General features: G+C 49.3%; 12 protein-coding genes. 7 read left to right on the top strand and 5 right to left on the bottom strand.

Features of this window, described 5'->3' with window-relative positions; all coding sequences use genetic code 11:
- Positions 1–62: 62 nt before the first annotated feature.
- Together tamA and tamB are read left to right on the top strand one after the other, a co-directional pair.
- Positions 63–1772 carry an autotransporter assembly complex protein TamA gene (gene tamA / locus SD53_RS02990; RefSeq protein ID WP_082101761.1) on the top strand — a complete coding sequence of 570 codons (1710 nt, stop codon included), beginning with the start codon at positions 63–65 and terminating at the stop codon, positions 1770–1772.
- On the top strand, positions 1769–5548 hold the full coding sequence (tamB, locus tag SD53_RS02985) for an autotransporter assembly complex protein TamB (RefSeq protein ID WP_046518741.1): 3780 nt from the start codon (positions 1769–1771) through the stop codon (positions 5546–5548). The genes tamA and tamB overlap by 4 nt, the downstream gene beginning before the upstream one ends.
- 311 nt (positions 5549–5859) lie before the next feature.
- Here the strand turns inward: tamB and SD53_RS02980 are convergent, their stop codons facing one another.
- The 3 genes from SD53_RS02980 to SD53_RS02970 are packed head-to-tail and all read right to left on the bottom strand — an operon-like array spanning position 5860 to position 8683.
- Positions 5860–6633: a methyltransferase gene (locus SD53_RS02980; protein ID WP_082101760.1), complete on the bottom strand. Its 774-nt coding sequence runs from the start codon at positions 6631–6633 to the stop codon at positions 5860–5862.
- A gap of 24 nt (positions 6634–6657) precedes the next feature.
- Positions 6658–7422: a Nif3-like dinuclear metal center hexameric protein gene (locus SD53_RS02975; RefSeq protein WP_046518739.1), complete on the bottom strand. Its 765-nt coding sequence runs from the start codon at positions 7420–7422 to the stop codon at positions 6658–6660.
- Positions 7415–8683 carry a glycosyltransferase gene (locus SD53_RS02970; protein WP_046518738.1) on the bottom strand — a complete coding sequence of 423 codons (1269 nt, stop codon included), beginning with the start codon at positions 8681–8683 and terminating at the stop codon, positions 7415–7417. Before SD53_RS02970 ends, SD53_RS02975 begins: the two co-directional genes overlap by 8 nt.
- 135 nt (positions 8684–8818) lie before the next feature.
- Here SD53_RS02970 and trhA point away from each other — a divergent pair, with 135 nt between their 5' ends.
- Positions 8819–9463, top strand: coding sequence for a PAQR family membrane homeostasis protein TrhA (trhA, locus tag SD53_RS02965; RefSeq protein WP_046518737.1), 645 nt, complete (start codon positions 8819–8821; stop codon positions 9461–9463).
- Here the strand turns inward: trhA and SD53_RS02960 are convergent.
- Positions 9460–12708: a sensor histidine kinase gene (locus tag SD53_RS02960; RefSeq protein ID WP_046518736.1), complete on the bottom strand. Its 3249-nt coding sequence runs from the start codon at positions 12706–12708 to the stop codon at positions 9460–9462. The two genes, trhA and SD53_RS02960, sit on opposite strands and share 4 nt — an antisense overlap.
- 233 nt (positions 12709–12941) lie before the next feature.
- Here SD53_RS02960 and trxB point away from each other — a divergent pair, with 233 nt between their 5' ends.
- From trxB to infA, 4 genes are all read left to right on the top strand, one after another.
- Complete coding sequence (gene trxB / locus SD53_RS02955; RefSeq protein WP_046518735.1) at positions 12942–13898, top strand: thioredoxin-disulfide reductase; 957 nt, start codon at positions 12942–12944, stop codon at positions 13896–13898.
- Between the two features lie 26 nt (positions 13899–13924).
- Positions 13925–14635, top strand: coding sequence for a leucyl/phenylalanyl-tRNA--protein transferase (gene aat / locus SD53_RS02950; protein WP_046518734.1), 711 nt, complete (start codon positions 13925–13927; stop codon positions 14633–14635).
- A 1-nt stretch (position 14636) separates the two neighbouring features.
- Positions 14637–15350, top strand: coding sequence for an arginyltransferase (locus tag SD53_RS02945; RefSeq protein WP_046518733.1), 714 nt, complete (start codon positions 14637–14639; stop codon positions 15348–15350).
- Positions 15351–15445: 95 nt separating this feature from the next.
- The gene (infA, locus tag SD53_RS02940) at positions 15446–15664 is read left to right on the top strand and encodes a translation initiation factor IF-1 (RefSeq protein WP_008610216.1); all 219 of its coding nucleotides are present in this window, start codon (positions 15446–15448) and stop codon (positions 15662–15664) included.
- Positions 15665–15767: 103 nt separating this feature from the next.
- Here infA and clpA read toward each other — a convergent pair whose 3' ends face one another.
- Complete coding sequence (gene clpA, locus SD53_RS02935) at positions 15768–18023, bottom strand: ATP-dependent Clp protease ATP-binding subunit ClpA (RefSeq protein WP_046518732.1); 2256 nt, start codon at positions 18021–18023, stop codon at positions 15768–15770.
- Positions 18024–18026 lie beyond the last annotated feature (3 nt).

Genomic DNA, 18026 nt, shown 5'->3' with positions numbered 1-18026 from the left:
ATACTCTTAGAACACAGCCGGGTGCCACTGATCCGGTATTACCACAAAGGATAGTTCGCATTTTGTTGTACAGGACTCTGGCCATTCTGGCGCTGTTTGCTGCCTCTGCAGCATCAGCGCATCCCCAAATTGAACTCAAGGGCGTTTCCGGCCCCCTTGCTGATAATATCGAACTGTATTTAGATCGGCTGCCCGCTAAAAATAATCTGGGCTCCAGACGTTTTCAGACCAAAGTAATAGAAGACGTTAAACAGGCCGCCCGGGCTGTGGGCTATTACCGAATCAACATCGAGCCTAGTCTGGTCGGTAAGGACAATAAACAGAAACTGCGCTTGACCATTACACCGGGCGAGGCAGTGCGCCTCAAATCCGTCAAAGTAGAGATCCTTGGCGAAGCCGCAACAGACCCTGAATTTACGAAACTAGTCAAACAGATAGGGCCAAAAGTGAACCACAGGGTGCATCATGGCCGCTATGAGGAAATAAAGAATCAGCTCAATTCACTGGCACTGCGCCGGGGCTATTTTCAGGCCAGGTTTGTTAAACAGGAGCTATCGGTCGCGCCACGTTTATTGCAGGGCTTTATTCATATTCAGTTTGATTCCGGCCCCCGCTATCACTTTGGTGAGGTCAGCTTCGAAGGCAGTCAGATCCGTGAAGAGCGTTTGCGCTCGATGCTGCCGTTTAAACCGGGCGACTACTATCAATCCAGTCAATTGGGTGAACTCAATCAGGATCTGGCTGAAACCAACTGGTTTCGCAGCATAGACGTGACTGTGGACGATCCGGAAAATGTCGAGCAACAGCTTGCGGTCAAGGTCAAAGTAGAACCTCAGATCCGCAACATCGTAGAGACAGGTTTGGGGTACTCCACCGATCTGGGGCCACGTATTAAACTGAATTGGAACAAACCCTGGCTAAACGACAGAGGTCATAGCTTATCCAGTAAAATGGCCTTGTCCGGTCCCGAGCAAACTGTGGAGGCTGGTTATAAATGGCCGAAGAAAAATGTCACTGAAGATTTTTATAAACTGAATTTTGGTATCAAAAATAAAGATTTAGAAGACACCCGGAGTCAGGAATACAACACAGCTCTGGAACGGCATTGGTTACTGGAGGATGCCTGGTACCGAACAGCGTCTTTACGTTGGTTGTATGAAGACTACGTGCAGGGTACAGACTCCGGCAGCGCCAATCTGATCATGCCGGGTATCAGCTTCAGCCGTAGCTGGGACAGTGGCGGCAGTATGCCGTCTAAAGCCAGCCGCTATTTAATTGGTACTGAAGTTTCAGATCCGGCCTGGGGCTCCGACAGCAGCTTTGTACGTTTGCGCAGCCGTGTGGGCTGGATAGGATCGTTTTCTGATGATCAGCGTTATCTGCTGAGGGTAGACGCCGGTGCTGTGCTGATGGAGGCCATTACCGAACTCCCCCCTTCATTACGTTTTTTTGCCGGCGGTGATAACAGCATTCGAGGTTACTCCTATGAATCCATTGCTCCTGTCGATGCCGAAGGCAGTTTACTTGGCGCCCGCTACCTGGCCACAGCCGCAGTTGAATACCAACACAGGGTGTCGGGCAACTGGTGGGCGGCAGCCTTTTTTGACGCGGGCAGTGCCTGGAATGACAAAGCCGATATATACCGGGGTGTGGGCTTAGGTGTGCGCTGGGCCTCCCCTGTTGGTCCTATCCGTATTGATTTGGCCTGGGGATTGGATGTGCCCTCCAATCAGGCTCTGCAATTGCATTTTAGTCTGGGGCCTGAGCTATGAGTCTGGAATCGAACAAAATGCCTGAGGTGAAAAATATACGCTCAGGTTTTAGTTGGAAAAAGTTGTTTTTAACCATCAGCTTGCTGTTTTTACTTAGTCTTATTCTGTTGTTTTACACCACTAAACCGCTGCAGTTACTGTCAGGCTTATTACCAGAGCAAGGTCCGGTAAAGCTGAATGAAATCAGCGGCACCCTGGCCGATGGAGTGACATTAAGCGGATTTGAGTTCAACCAGGATGGCGTCAGACTTCAGATCAACAGTCTGACGGCCAAAGTGAGCTGGTATTGTTTGGGTAGGTTTGAGCTTTGTCTGGATAATGTGTCTGCAGATGCTGTACATCTGAACCTTGAGCTGGCCACGCCCGTTCAAGCCGAAGCCGAACCACAGGATACGCCGTTGAGACTACCCGCCGTCAGTATCCGGCAATTGCAACTGACTGATGTTCGGGTACAACAGGCTGAGATGAAGCTCCGTCTGCATCAACTGAACACTGAAATAAAGCTTGGCGGCCGGACCATCCAACTCGGTGACACCCTGCTGGATCAGCTACAACTACACCTACCCGAGCCTTCAGCAGCACAGCCTATCCCAACGCCGACCCACGCCAATACGAAGCCGTGGTGGCAGTATCAGGCCCCTGAACTGGCCGCTTTTGAATTGCCGGTCTGGCTAAGCATTAAAAAGCTCGATCTGCAGCAGCCGCAAATCACCGGAGCGCAACAACTGGATGCGAAACAGCTCAGTTTCTCACTGCAGGCGACTCCCGATCGGTTGGAGGTGAGCCAGTTGCAAGTTACCGATCTGCATATCAGGCAACAGGATTTCCCTGACAGCCCTATTCAGGCCAAAGCCGAACTCAGTGTCGGCAATACCGCACCTTTTGCCATACAGGGTGCTGTAGAGGCACAAAGTGCAGGCCTGGGCCTTGATGGCAAGCTCGCAGGCTCTTTGGAAAAGTTACAACTGGAACTTGAACTGACAGGCACGCAACACGCCAACGCTTTGCTGGAATTGGCTGTTCTGACTGATGATTTACCACTGAAATTACAGTTAAACGCCACTGATTTGCAGTGGCCACTGCAAGGTGAAGCCTTATACACAATGCAGCAGATACAGCTCGATGCTGAGGGGTCATTGGCCAACTTAACACTCAAAGTACAGAGCCAGCAACAACTGCCACAACTTGCTGATAGTCAGCTCTCTCTGGATGCACGCTGGCAAGCTCCGCTGTTGAGCTGGTCGGCTTTGACTCTGAAGTCTGCCTCAGGTGCTATCAGCAGCAGCGGTTCTGTGGATCTGGCCAAAGAGCTGGCTCTTGATACTGTGCTGTCGCTACAGCAGGTGCAACTGGAGCCCTGGTTCAAAGACTATCCGGGTCAGATCAGTGGTGAGCTGCAACTCAAAGCCAGTTATGACCAGCGCCAGTGGCAGATGGAACTGCCAACCCTGACTCTTCAGGGGCAGGTACGGCAGCAGCCCCTGTCTTTGTCTGGTCAGTTACAAGCCAGAGGCAAGGAGATGACGGTGACGCAATTAAGCAGTAACAGCCTCAGAGTGCAACATGGTAACAACAGAATCATGGCCGAAGGTCAGGTAACAGACAAGTGGCAATTGGCTTTGTCTGTGATCGCTCCGGATCTGGCCAGCTCTATCCAGGGCGCACAAGGCAGTCTGATGGCTGATGCCAGTATTACAGGTCCGCAACAACACCCTGCCCTGGCGCTCAAGCTACAAGGCGAAAAGCTGCGTTACAAAAAATTAGTGCGCCTGCAAAACCTGGCTCTGGACGCTCAACTGAACAGTAATAACCTGGACCATCAGGTGGAACTGAGGGTCGGCAAAGGCAATCTTTCGGGGCAGCCACTCCATTCAGCTCAGTTGTTGCTCACAGGCAATAAAAACAGCAGCGATCTGGTGGTCCAGTTAGACGCAGCAGATTACCAAGCCCAAGTTCAGGCCGCAGCGACAGCACAACCTAAACAACAGTGGCAAATAGCAGTACTACAGGCTCAGTTACAAACGCCTGTCGGTCACTGGGCCTTGGCAGATCGCTTGCAACTGGCACTGGATTGGCCCAAACAACAACTTAATCTGCCAGCTCATTGCTGGTCGTCAGAGCCCGGTACATTGTGTTTAGAAAAAGCCAGCCAGATCAGCAGTAGTCAGGGTGAGGTACAGATTGGTATAGAGCAATTTCAACTGGCCTTGTTAGAGCCTTTTATCGGCGAGTCGCAACGGCTTTCGGGTGAAGCAAAGGCTGCCATTGCACTGAACTGGGGCAAAAAACAAGGCCTCAATGCAAGAGTAAAATTAACGGGCACCGCAGGAAAATGGCAACAAACAGACGTCAATCCGCTGCAACTGCCCTGGCAAAGCTGGGATGCAGCACTAACGCTGAGCCCGAAACAACTCTCCACCAACTGGCAAATGCAGTTCAGTGATGAGCGTTCGCTCAAAGGCTCTGCCAGTCTACCCGACTTAAGTATGCAGGATAAAAAGCTTGAAGCTGAACTGCTGTTAACCCGACTGGATTTGAGTTTTTTACGCACTTTATTGCCAGAACAAAGTGAATTTTTTGCCACTTTAGATGGTCAGGTGCGCGCCAGTGGCACCTTAGGCCGACCTTTGTTGTCAGGCCAAATCAAAGTCAGCGATATGAAACTGCAAGGTCACAACGCACCGCTGGATATAGAACAAGGCAAGGTACAACTGGACTTTTTGCAGCAAAAGGCGCTGCTGACGGCAGATATTCAAAGTGGTGAAGGTAAAGCGCAGCTCTCAGGTTATGCCGACTGGTTTAACTTAGCCAACTATCAGGCCCGGCTAGCCTTGAGCGGACAGCAACTGCCGCTGAATCTGCCGCAAGGTGTGGTGTACATCAATCCGGAAATGACGGTACTGGCGCAAAACCAGGTGGTTGCGGTGCAAGGTACTATCCAGATCCCCAGAGCAGATATTGCCATCGACGACTTGCCGCAAAATGCAGTACAAGTTTCGGATGATGAAATCCTGCTGAACAAAGAACTGGAAGTTAGGCGTGGTGCCACAACCAGTGCTATCAAGCTGGTGACCGAAATGCGGCTGATCCTGGGTGAGCAGGTGAATTTGCAGGCTTTCGGTTTAAAAAGCCGGCTCAAAGGTCAGTTAGTGTTCAGCCAGAATGGCCCCCAACAACGCTTAAAAGGGGAAGTGAATATTCTGGATGGAACCTTCCGCTCTTATGGCCAGGATTTACTGATCCGCAAAGGCAAGCTGATGTTTAATGGTCCGGCCGATCAGCCTTTTTTAAACATCGAAGCCATTCGCAACCCTTCTTCCACTGAAGATGATGTAATAGCCGGGATCCGGGTGAATGGCCCTGCAGATCAGGCCTCAGTGGTGATCTTTTCTGAACCCTCCAAACCTCAGGCCAACGCTTTATCCTATCTGCTGATGGGGCGTGATTTGTCTGGCGGCGGAGATAGCAAAAGTAACCCGTTAACCAGTGGGCTAATAGGCCTGGGAATAGCCAATAGTAACGGCATGGTGAGTCAATTAGGCAAAGCTTTTGGTTTTGAACAATTCACCCTTGATACAGCAGGTACAGGAGATGATTCTCAGGTTACCGTCAGCGGCTATCTGTCACCCAAACTGCAATTGAAATATGGCGTCGGTATTTTTAACTCTTTAGGTGAGTTTACCCTGAGGTACGAGTTGATGAAAAACCTTTATCTAGAGGCGGTACAAGGCCTGGATAGTGCTGTGGATGTGCTTTATAAGTTTGAGTTTGATTAAATCCACCAGCTCCAGCGTCAGGCATTCAGCTAAAAAAAAGCCCGGCTGACAAAGCCGGGCCAGAACGTGGTCTTTGGATGGGCAAAGACTTCGGAGTTCGACAACAGGTTGTTGTCATAGGGTCACACCATGTAACACAACACTTACCCGACTGTGCATCAAGGTGCCTTCCTGGCTGGGCGCAGACTTCCCACTTGATTGCACATTACGCAAATGATAACCGTTCGCATTACGCAATTAATCATAACAGCTTTCTTGCTCTGTGCAACTGTTTTTTTACGCTTAATTTTCAGTCCATAAAAAAGGGGGGGCTAGACAGCGCGAAGCAACAAATGTTGATACCGCCCTATGGAGGCATAAGGCTCCTGTCTGTTGTATTGCAGTTCGACCTGTAACAACTTGTCAAATTCAGTTTCTTGCTCAGAGCGGTCACGCAAATAATCATGAAAACACCGCACGCCGGTTTTCGCTTCAATTACAAAACCAGCCTCTTTGCACCACGCATAGACATCATCAGGTTGCAGCGGATTTTGTGGGCTTAAACTGACTTTTTTCTTAAAAGCTAAATCGCGCAGCACATAGTTAAAGTTGCCATAAATAATATTGCTCAGGCGTTTGGCATCTTTGTTGTAGAACATCAGCGACACCAGGCCGCCGGTTTGCACTAAAGCACGTAGCTGCTGGATAGCCTGTGCCGGTTCATGCAACCATTCAAGTACTGCATGACAAAGTACCACAGGAAAAGCTGGCCAGTGCTGCTCCGATAACTGCTGTAGTGCCAGAGCATGACACTGGATTTGTGCCTCAACCCCACGCGCTTTTGCCTGCTCAAGCGCTATATCCAGCATATCCTGCGACAAGTCGGTTAAGGTAACCTGATGTCCCTGCTCTGCCAGAGCCAGTGCCAGTTGGCCCTGCCCCGCTCCTACATCCAGAATACGACTTGGTGCCGCTAAATCGGCACATTCGGCAAAATCACGCAGCAATACCGCCTGACGCAAACGGCCTTTGGTGGTTTGATAGATGTTTTTCTGAAATTTGCCCGCTATGCCATCAAAATTGCGGTCTTGCTGTTTTTTACTCACTGCTGATCTCTCACTGGCCAGAGCCTAAGCTGGATTATCGATATCAATAAATTCACAAAGTACCCCTGTTTTCTGCTGCACAAATTCAGCCAGGGCTTGAATTCCATACCGCTCGGTGGCGTGATGACCGGCAGCAATAAAGTCGATGCCAAGCTCACGCGAGCTGTGAATGGTTTGTTCCGATACTTCACCACTGATAAAAAGCTCTGCACCAGAGGCATAAGCCTGTTCGATGTAAGACTGGCCACCACCTGTACACCAGGCCAGTTCAGTCACGGGTCGTTCCAGCACTGCATGCAACAGAGGTTCGCGGTTTAACTCCAGATGCAGTCTGTCTGCTATTTGCCGGCTGGTCATCGCGGTAGTTAGAGAGCCACGCATCAAGACGCCTGCCGGGCTGACACCAGCTACAGCCTGCCACTGGGTTAAGCCCAGCTTTAATGCCAGTTGGGCGTTATTGCCAAGTACAGGGTGTACATCCAGCGGTAAATGATAGGCCAGCAGGCTGATGTCCTGTTTCAGCAAGGTCTGTAAGCGGCGTTTTTTCATACCGGTAATGGGATAGTCTTCGTTTTTCCAGAAATAGCCATGATGCACCATCACGGCATCCGCGCCCGCAGCGACCGCGGCGTCGAGCAACGCCTGAGAAGCGGTGACACCTGCAATAATTTTTTTGATCTGGCTTTTGCCCTCAACCTGTAAACCGTTGGGACAATAGTCTTTGATCATCCCCGTTTGCAGTTCCTGCTCAAGAAGTTGCACCAGTGCCTGGCGGCTGATTTCACTCATCTGTTGTCTCCTGCGTGGCTATGCTGTGTTTCAGCTTTGCCAGTTTAGTTTTTGCCTCAATCCACTGCGCCATAAACTGTGTGCTGCGATGCTGATGATGTCTGAGCATGGCTCCAGTGAAATTGGTTAATCTGTGTTGTGTCAGTTGTTGCCGGACCGCCATCAGTTGTTGCCAAACGCGGGGCTGGTGGTGGTGGCTGGCAAAACGTTTTAACAAAATATCTATGCCTTGTTGCTGTTTTTGCTGCCAAAGCCGCTGATCCTGATACAAGAGGACGGCCGCATCTGCGAGTTGTTCAGCAGTTTCTCCGATCAGCCCGCCCCACAGCCCCTGCTCTGTCATACCTTCTGCTCCAACTGCAGTGGTCACATTTGGCGTGCCCTGAGCCATGGCATCAATAAACTTGCCTTTTAAACCCGCGCCAAAAGGCAAAGGGGCCAATAACACTCTGGCGTGTTGGATCACTGTGGCTGCATCTTCAGCCCACCCTTTGACAAGAAATCCCTCTTTTGGCTGATGCAACTGCGTCGCCTTAGGCGGTGGATAAGCACCATAAATATGCAATTCGGCTTTTGGCAGTTGTTTCCGGATCAGTGGCCAAATTTGCTGTTTCAGCCACAGAACCGCCTGCCAATTTGGCTCATGGCGGAAATTGCCGATAGAAACAAAATGCTGACGCTGGTCAAATGGGGCTAAATTTTCAGCCGTTTTGCCGTCCAGCCAAAACGGGCAATAACACAACAGCTCGGCCGATACTTTAAACTGCTCCGTCAATAACTGCATTTCAGCCTCTGAAATAATCAGCGTCAGATCCGAGCGGTAAATAGCGGCAATCTCACGTTGCGCCTGTTCAGAATGCAAATCCTGTAGTGTCAGGTCTCTGCCTGCTTTGAATGCCTGCTGACGGGCTGAGCGTAAAAAATGCAGATCTTCAGTGTCCAGCACCCTGAAAGCGTCAGGACACTGCTGCTCGACACGCCAACCGAACTGCTCCTCAAGCATAAAACGATCAAAGATCACTACATCAGGCTGCCAGGCTCGCAGTTGCCGATCAAAACTACTGTCGTTTAACTGAATTTGCTCCTCGCGGATCTGCCACTGACTTAACTCAAAGCGATGCGGACTTTTTTCAGCCGGACTGGCAAAAATAACCTCCCAGCCCTGCTGCCGAAACATCTGGAGCAAAGACAAAATCCTGCTTCCTGCAGCAGAAGACTTAGGTTCAGGCCAGACATAACCCACCACTAAAAGCACAGCCATAAAAAATTAGTTTCATCCTCAAATCAACAGGCCGCTAGTTTACCTTTATCCAAAGAAAATAACGAATTGCACTGCTTGCTTTGAACCGGGCAGTGTTAGCATAATGTTTTGAGGTCAGTCCAGATAAAACAAACAATGAAAGCAGTCAGCCCTTACAGCACGTCAGAAGAAGTGAGCCATGCCATCAGTCATGGCATCGGCGTTTTAGCCAGTCTGTTTGGCTTGTATCTGATGCTTGAGCTGTCATCCGCTGCTGATTTTTGGCGGCAGTTAAGCAGTTGGGTATTTGGCCTGAGTCTGATTTTATTGTATGGCAGTTCCACCTTGTACCATTCAGTGCAGAACCTGAAACATAAGTTGTGGCTTCGAAAACTCGATCACTCTGCTATTTTCATCCTGATCGCCGGTACCTACACCCCTTTTACCCTGGTCAGTTTGCGGGATAACTGGGGCTGGTGGTTGTTTACCCTGGTTTGGAGCATTGCTTTTGCCGGTGTGCTGCTGAAACTGTTTACCGGGGCTAAATATCAAAAACTATCCGTTGCCTTGTATCTGATTATGGGCTGGATCGTACTGGTGGCCATCGATCCTATGCTCAGTCATGTTCCGCCCTCTGGTTTGTGGTGGTTGCTGGCAGGTGGCTTATTTTATTCGGGGGGGGTGCTATTTTATGTGCAAAAAACTTTATTTATGCACCACCTGATCTGGCATTTATTCGTATTGGCCGGCAGCACGTGCCATTTTCTGGCGGTGTATTGGTATGTTTTACCTCAGAGTTAAACTGGTGTTGAAGGCAATTCAAACCAAAACAAAGCGCCTTGTTCTGGTTCACTTTCAAAACCAATTTCGCCATGATGGGCATTGATAATAGTCTTACAGATATTTAACCCCAAACCTGTCCCCTCAGCTTTGCGACTGGTCGAGCCGTCGGCCTGAGAGAACTTTTCAAAGATACGGCTGCGGAAACTGTCCGGAATACCAGAGCCTTGATCCTGAACCTCAAACCGAATATGCCCACTGCGTTGAGTTAACCGCACAAACACGGTCTGGCCGGCTGCCGAAAATTTAATCGCATTGGATAACAGGTTATCCACCACTTGCCTGATCCGGGTCGGGTCCGCCATCACCTGACAATCCGCTAACTGAGTCTGGATACTCACCTGATACTTCGCTGCATAAGGGGCTATGCTTTCAACAGCCTGTAACACCAGTTGTTTCATCGCAGTATTAGCAAAAGATAAACTAAAATTGCCTGATTCAAACTTCTGCAGATCCAATAAATCATTAATCAGTTGAGACAAGCGTTCACTGTTCCCCAGTGCTGTTTGTAACAACTGCTGATAATGTTCAGAGCCCTCAGCGACGGCTTTACTGGCAAGCAATCCGACAGCGCCGCGGATCGACGTCAAAGGTGTGCGCAGCTCATGACTGACCGTTGAAATAAACTCATCCTTTAAGCTGTTTAACCTTTTTAGCTCTCTGTTATTTTCAGCCAACTGCGACAAACTGACCTCCAACTGCCGGGTTCGCAACGACAAAGTCGCCGAGCTGTCCTGCAGCGCTTTAGTCCGCTCTTCCACCATAGTTTGCAGAACTGTCTGGTTATAGGCCCTTTCCTGCACTGAGTGCTGCAACAGCTTATTAATTTGTCGCATATGGCGTAGCCGGTAAGCATGCCCGCCAGCTAACAGCAACAGCAGCAACAAGCCAAGCACAGCGATCACCCAGCCACGCTGCCACCACAACGGTAAGACCTCGAAAGTAAGCAGATAGGGTTGGTCCGAAAACAACGCATGTTGATTCGAACCCAGAGCTTTAAACTGATAAGTTCCGGGCTCTAACTGACTGTAATTGACTTTGGTGTAACCCGTGCTGTATTGCCAGCCATTATCAACACCTTCCAGTTGGTAAATAAACTGATTCCGTTTAGGATCGTGGTAATCCAGACTAGCCAATTCCAGACTGATGCTCTGGCCGGGCTTTAATTCAATCCTGGACCAGGAGTTTTGCATAATAGCGGGTTTTAGTTTTTTCTGATCAATCCAGATAGCAGAGACCTGGGTTGTACTTTTATGATGATTCAGCCAGAGCAGATCTGCATGGACGATAGACAAACCTCCGGCTGTGGCCAGATACAAGTTCCCTCGTTTTGACACCGAAAAAGCTTTAAAAATCATTTCCTTGTTTTTCAAGCCATCCTGCTCGGTGAAGGTGATCAAACGCTCTTGCTGGTAAGGTTTTAAACTTAAACCCTGTGCCGATAACAACCAGATATTGTTCTGTCTATCCGTATAGGCGCCCAATAATTCAGCTTTAGGCAGATGAAATACCTCCCCTAAACCCGACACTATACGGTTTTTCAGATCCAGGCTGAGTAATCCGCTACGGCTGCATACCAAGATAGTCTCGTCCGGTCCCTGTGCTATACATTGGATATCCAGCGCCTGCTCAACTGGCACCAACTCTGTCATCGAACGTAATTCGCCGTTGGAGGGGTCAAGCATAAACAGTCCGGAATAACGGGTGCCTATCCAAATCTTACCCTGGATCTCTTGCACCACCTGCACCGCATCTCCCACTTTCTGCTGAGCCATATCCTGTAACCAGAATTGATGACGACCGGCCGGATCCCAGCGCATCAGACCGTTTTGCCATAATCCCAACCACAAGCTGCCATCTGACAAGCTAACCAAATCACGCACGTTTTGCCACTGAGTACCGGCTCTGTTTTGTCCTGAATCCAGTTGCCGCAGTTGTTGCTTGTCTTCATCAAATTGCCACAAACCTGTGTCTGAACCTATATAGAGGTCTCCCTGAGCGGATCTGGTGATGGCATTGACCCGGGCTGGCATCGCAACAGACAGTACAGCTCCGGTTTTTCTGTTGAGCCGATAAAGCTGATCCGAGCTTCCCAACCACAGCATGTCATCTTCCACCTTTACCGCGGTCCACTGCTGTTGAGCCAAAGCAGCAGCTTGCGGGCTCCAGCGGGTTAAATCAGTAAAAGCCGAAGGTTGATGCCGGCCATAAAATAGACCCCGCTCCCTGCTGCCAACCCACAACAAACCACTGCGATCGACCAGCAAAGAACGCACGTTAATACCAGCGAGTAATTGTTTGCTGTCAGAAAAAGCTTCAAAGGCACCAGAAGTCAGGGAGACCTTATAGACCCCATCAAAAGTACCGACCAACAAGTTCCCCTGCTGATCCGCTTCAAGTGCATTGATAATAGGACTGACCGCATCATCGAAAAAAGGAACAGATGTAAACTCAGACGAAGCAGGGTCAAATTTAAATAATGAGCTGCGCCCTCCTACCCATAACTCATTGCCATGAGCATATAAAGTACGCATTTCATTATTGATACTATGCGGACCAAAGGCCTGATACGGCTTACTGAGTCCTTGTTCTGCAGTCCAACGATGCAGCCCCTCGCTGGTTGCAATCCAGATGCTGTGATCGTCAGTCTGAGCCAGCGCCCAGATCCGTGGATGAACCAGCGGCTGCGCCGAGTCTTGTGCCCCTATCTGCTCTAAGGTGCCGTCCGGGTGCAATAGCTGCAACCCTTTGTTGGTTCCTATCCAGAGCCCACCATTTTTATCCAGTAATAAACTCTGAATGTAGTTACTACTTAACACTAAAGCGCTGTCAGGACTGGCAGAATAATACGAGACTTGCCCGGTGTGGGTATTGACTTTGCTCAGCCCCATGCCCCAACTGCCAATCCAGAGCTGGCCTTGTCCGTCCATCAGCAGTGCATCAATATCCGGCACCAGGATGTTCTGACTGACAGATGCAGGCAGCACATCAAAAGCTTCCAGTTCGTAGCCGTTGTATCGCAACAGGCCTGTATTGGTAGAACCCAGCCAGATATACCCGTCTTTATCCTGCACTATCCGGTAAATACTGGCATTGGGCAAACCATCATCGACGCTCAGACGGGTGAAATGCGTTTGAGCAAATAGAGCAAAACTGCCGCATAGCAGCCAAAAGATGAGCAGCACAGAGGACCACCGGATCATCATCTATTCAGCTCTCCGGTCCGAGTAAACACAAAAAAACCTGATGCAAATTCAACCCCAGCAGAGGAACCACAGCCAATAGGTGTAAACAAACAATACCATAGCCCGGCCTCCTTGCCAGAGCCTGAATTGGAAAAAATACAGTTGTGCTTTATCTCGCTATTGCAATGCCATAAAATCGGCCCCATTAACGAATCAACTGAATACCTTATTGAATTTAAATGCCGGAGTAATGCATGTCCACTATTAAACACAGCCGTTTATTGATTTTAGGTTCAGGCCCTGCGGGCTATACAGCGGCTGTCTACGCTGCGCGCGCCAATTTAAATCCGGTGCTGCTGACCGGCATGCAGGCCGGCGGTCAGTTAACCACCACCACTGAAGTAGAAAACTGGCCGGGTGACCCACACGGCTTAACAGGTCCGGCCCTGATGGACCGGATGAAAGCGCATGCGGAAACCTTCAATACCGAAATTCTGTTTGATCACATCCACACTGTCGATCTGAAACAACGTCCGTTTCTGTTAACAGGTGACAACGGTCAATATAGCTGTGATGCACTGATCATTGCTACAGGTGCCTCAGCCAAGTACCTGGGATTACCGTCAGAGCAAACCTACAACGGCCGTGGCGTGTCTGCCTGTGCCACTTGTGATGGTTTCTTTTACCGCAATCAAAAAGTTGCTGTTGTAGGGGGTGGTAACACTGCTGTGGAAGAAGCTTTGTATTTAGCCAATATCGCCTCAGAAGTGCATTTGGTGCACCGCCGTGACAGCTTTAAAGCGGAAAAAATTCTGGTAGACCGCTTAATGGCGAAAGTGGCGTCAGGCAATATTATTTTGCACACCCACCGTGAACTGGAAGAAATTCTGGGTGATGAGATGGGCGTCAACGGCATCCGCTTAAAATCCACCAACGGCCAGCCGACTGAGGATGTAGCCGTTGCGGGTGTGTTTATTGCGATAGGTCATAAACCAAATACCGACATTTTTGCCGGCCAGTTGGAAATGAACGGCGGTTATCTGAAAGTACAAAGCGGAACAGAGGGCAATGCCACTCAAACCAGTATTGAAGGTGTGTTTGCTGCCGGTGATGTGTCGGATCATATCTACCGTCAGGCCATTACCTCGGCGGGTACAGGTTGTATGGCGGCGTTAGATGCAGAGCGTTATTTAGACGCTTTAGCCAAGTAATGTCGCAGCGACAAAGGTAAATAAGGGTGATCTATTTACCTGAATTATCAGCGACCTCTTTTGAGTTTCCTCCGGTCAGTCAGGCGCTGACTGAACCGGACGGCTTGTTGGCGATGGGCGGTGACTTATCGCCACAGCGTTTACTCAAGGCCTATCAAAACGGCATTTTTCCCTGGTTTAGCCCCGGTGATCCACTGTTGTGGTGGAGTCCCTCCCAGCGAGCTATGTTCAGACCAGGTGTATTAAAACCCAATCGCACACTGCGAAAAGTCCTGCATCATGCAGACTTTCGGATCAGTATTAACAGGGCTTTCGCTGCGGTGATCAAAGCCTGCAGTGCCCCTCGTCCAACGCAACAAGGCACCTGGATAGTTCCGGATATTCAGCAGGCCTATATTACCTTGCATCAGCAAGGCCATGCCCATAGTGTTGAGATTTGGTCTGATGATGAGTTGGTTGGTGGTTGTTATGGCGTGATGGTAGGGCAGCTATTTTGTGGCGAATCCATGTTTAATACCCAGCCCAATACGGCAAAAATAGCACTGGTGGCGTTACAGCAGCATTTATCCACCTTTGCCACAGGCTATATTGATTGTCAGATGATGAATCCTTTTCTTCAACAGTTAGGGGCCGAGCCTCTTTCGCGTCGGACTTATCTGACTTTGCTGGCGAATCATAAAACGCTACCCTGTCCAGCGGATAGCTGGCAAGCAAAGGATATAGAGTTGGAGCTTTAAGATGTCAGGCTTAAAACTTGGAGTCAGTCAGCAGCAACAATGCAATTATCTGCCAGATCGACAAGAGCGCCTGTTGTTTACCTTACCGGATGAGCCTCTGAGCGCTGAATTCTACCAACAACTGCTGACACTGAATTTCAGACGCAGTGGCGAACAAATTTATACCACCTACTGTGAAGGCTGCCAGCAGTGCCAGTCAGTACGACTTAAAGCGACAGAGGTTCAACTCAGCAGCAGCCAGCGCCGGCTCTGGAGCAAAGCAAAACGCAGTCAGTGGCGCTATCAATGGGCACAGACTGAAGATAAAAATAACTGCACTGAAAAATACTATGCTCTTTACCAGTCTTACATCGACAGCAAACATGCCGGCAGTTCGATGTCACCGACCAGTCCGGAGCAAATGTCGTATCTGTGGCAAGCCAACTGGTTGAAAATACAGTTTCTGGAGCAATATCTGGACGATCAACTGGTGGCGGTAACCGTCGTGGATTGCACCCCGGATGCCTTTTCCGCTGTTTATACTTTTTATCAGACCGGTCATGCGCTGGCGTTTGGCACTCTGGCTATCCTGGCGCTGATTGAGCAGGCAAAAGCGGAAACAATCCAGTTTGTGTATCTGGGTTATTACATCCAGCACTGTCAAAAAATGAATTACAAAGCAAAGTTTTTGCCACAACAACGTTTTATAGCCGGAGAATGGCTGTCATTTTGCTAAATCTGTCTATGTTGCTTTACTTATCTGCCCTTTTTCGGCAAAATCTGCGGCAGTTTTTTGAACTGATGAATTTAAATAAGAGGCTGGCACGCTGAATGGCGAAAGAAGACGTAATTGAAATGCAAGGGACTATCTTAGATACCCTGCCAAATACCATGTTTAAGGTCGAGTTAGAAAACGGCCACGTAGTTATTGCCCACATTTCAGGCAAAATGCGTAAAAACTACATTCGCATTCTGACAGGCGACAAAGTCACTGTTGAATTAACTCCTTACGATCTGACCAAAGGTCGCATCGTGTTCCGTCAACGTTAAGATTTGATGGAACCAGATAGCGTTACAGGCTATTTGCTGCATTCGGAATAAAGAAAAACCCGGCCAAGCCGGGTTTTTCGTATATCAATAGCATGACTCAGTTTCAGGCGGGTATCGCCTCTTCGTTATAGTCAAACTCCAGCTCGTCGCCTTTCAGATCAACACGCACATCGCCGCCATTGGCCAGACGGCCAAACAGTATTTCGTTGGCCAAAGGTTTTTTCAGTTGCTCCTGAATGACCCGAGCCATTGGACGGGCCCCCATCGCCTGATCATAACCTTTGTCAGCCAGCCATTGACGGGCAGCACCAGACAATTCCATTGACACTTGCTTTTTATCCAGTTGCACCTGCAAGTCGCAGACAAACTTATCGACAATCTGCAGAATAATGTCGCGGGCTAAATGTTTAAACCAAATGATGCCATCTAAACGGTTTCTGAACTCAGGACTAAAAGTCCGGTTAATCTCGGCTAAGGCGTCGTGGCTGTGATCCTGCTGTTTAAAGCCGATGGTTTTACGCACCGTCTCCTGTACACCGGCATTGGTGGTCATCACCAGAATCACATTACGAAAATCAACTTTACGGCCACTGTTGTCCGTTAAGGTCCCATGATCCATCACCTGCAACAAAATGTTGTAAATGTCGGTATGGGCCTTTTCGATTTCGTCCAGCAGCACCACTGAATAAGGGTGTTTTGATACCGCATCGGTCAGCAAACCACCCTGATCAAAACCGACATAACCCGGCGGTGCACCAATCAAACGACTGACGGCATGACGTTCCATGTACTCGGACATATCAAAGCGCAGCAACTCAACGCCCATGATTTTGGCCAGTTGCTTTGTCACCTCCGTTTTACCTACCCCGGTAGGACCTGCGAATAAGAAGTTCCCTATAGGTTTTTCTTCATTGCCCAAACCAGAGCGGGATAAACGAATCGCCGAAGTTAACACTTCAATAGGCTCGTCCTGACCAAACACCACCATTTTTAAGTTGCGGTCTAAGTTGGCCAGCACATCTTTATCAGAAGCCGACACGGACTTCTCCGGAATACGTGCCATTTTGGCAATAATGTGCTCAATTTCCGGCACATTAATCACTTTTTTCCGTTTCGACACAGGCAATAAACGCTGACTGGCTCCGGCTTCGTCAATCACATCTATGGCTTTATCCGGCAGATGCCGCTCGTTGATGTATTTGGCCGACAGCTCTGCGGCAGCACGCAGCGCTTTTTGGGTGTAACGTACCCCATGGTGCGCTTCGTAGCGCTCTTTTAAACCTTGCAGAATTTGCGTAGTGTCATCGACACTGGGCTCCACCACATCAATTTTCTGGAAACGGCGCACCAGCGCTGTATCTTTTTCAAAGATGTTTTTAAACTCCTGATAGGTGGTGGACCCTATGCAACGCAGGCGGCCACTGGAGAGCAGAGGTTTAATCAGATTAGAGGCGTCCATCACACCACCGGATGCAGCACCAGCACCAATGACGGTATGAATTTCGTCAATAAACAACACTGCATCTTTTTCGCTTTCGATTTCTTTCAGCAAGGATTTTAAGCGTTTCTCAAAATCACCACGGTATTTAGTACCTGCCAGCAACGAGCCCATGTCCAGCGAATAAATGGTGGCATTGGCAATGACGTCAGGCACCTGATTATTCACAATGCGGTAGGCCAGACCTTCGGCAATGGCAGTTTTACCCACCCCAGCTTCGCCGACCAACAAGGGGTTATTTTTCTTACGACGGCACAGCACCTGAATAGTGCGTTCCAGCTCCATATCCCGGCCAACCAGAGGATCGATCTGACCATTTTTCGCCAGAATATTCAGATTGGCGGTGAAACTTTCCAGGTATTTATTTTCATCAATCTGCACATCACCGTTTTCATCCTGCTGCTCGTCCTGGTGCTCAATTTTTTCGGTTTTAATCACGCCATGCGAAATGTAATTGACGATATCCAGCCGGCTGATGTCGATTTTTTTCAGCAAATACACAGCCTGTGATTCCTGCTCGCTGAAAATAGCGACCAGGACGTTAGCTCCTGTGACTTCCGACTTACCTGAGGACTGCACATGAAACACGGCACGTTGCAGCACACGCTGAAATCCAAGCGTAGGCTGGGTGTCGCGGTCTGTATCGTCATCAGGTAACAAAGGGGTGGTTGAATCAATAAAGTGCGACAGATCAAGCCGCAAACGGTCTATATTGGCACCGCAGGATCTCAATGCCTCGCCGGCCGCTGGGTTATCCAACAACGCTAATAATAAATGTTCGACTGTCATGTACTCATGACGTTTTTCCCGCGCAAACCGAAACGCCAGATTTAAGGTTAACTCAAGATCTTTGTTCAACATACA

Source organism: Rheinheimera mesophila, from assembly GCF_000986865.1.
In the GTDB taxonomy this organism is placed as follows: Bacteria; Pseudomonadota; Gammaproteobacteria; order Enterobacterales; family Alteromonadaceae; genus Pararheinheimera; species Pararheinheimera mesophila.
Note: the sequence above shows the minus strand (reverse complement) of the source record. Positions and strands in the feature narration are given on the sequence as shown.

Bases quoted from the DNA above. Each gene is read 5' to 3' on its own strand.
- SD53_RS02970 (WP_046518738.1), bottom strand. From the start codon at position 8,683: ATGGCTGTGCTTTTAGTGGTGGGTTATGTCTGGCCTGAACCTAAGTCT.
- SD53_RS02960 (WP_046518736.1), bottom strand. From the start codon at position 12,708: ATGATGATCCGGTGGTCCTCTGTGCTGCTCATCTTTTGGCTGCTATGC.
- trhA (WP_046518737.1), top strand. From the start codon at position 8,819: ATGAAAGCAGTCAGCCCTTACAGCACGTCAGAAGAAGTGAGCCATGCC.
- tamB (WP_046518741.1), top strand. From the start codon at position 1,769: ATGAGTCTGGAATCGAACAAAATGCCTGAGGTGAAAAATATACGCTCA.
- infA (WP_008610216.1), top strand. From the start codon at position 15,446: ATGGCGAAAGAAGACGTAATTGAAATGCAAGGGACTATCTTAGATACC.
- SD53_RS02975 (WP_046518739.1), bottom strand. From the start codon at position 7,422: ATGAGTGAAATCAGCCGCCAGGCACTGGTGCAACTTCTTGAGCAGGAA.
- clpA (WP_046518732.1), bottom strand. From the start codon at position 18,023: ATGTTGAACAAAGATCTTGAGTTAACCTTAAATCTGGCGTTTCGGTTT.
- SD53_RS02945 (WP_046518733.1), top strand. From the start codon at position 14,637: ATGTCAGGCTTAAAACTTGGAGTCAGTCAGCAGCAACAATGCAATTAT.
- trxB (WP_046518735.1), top strand. From the start codon at position 12,942: ATGTCCACTATTAAACACAGCCGTTTATTGATTTTAGGTTCAGGCCCT.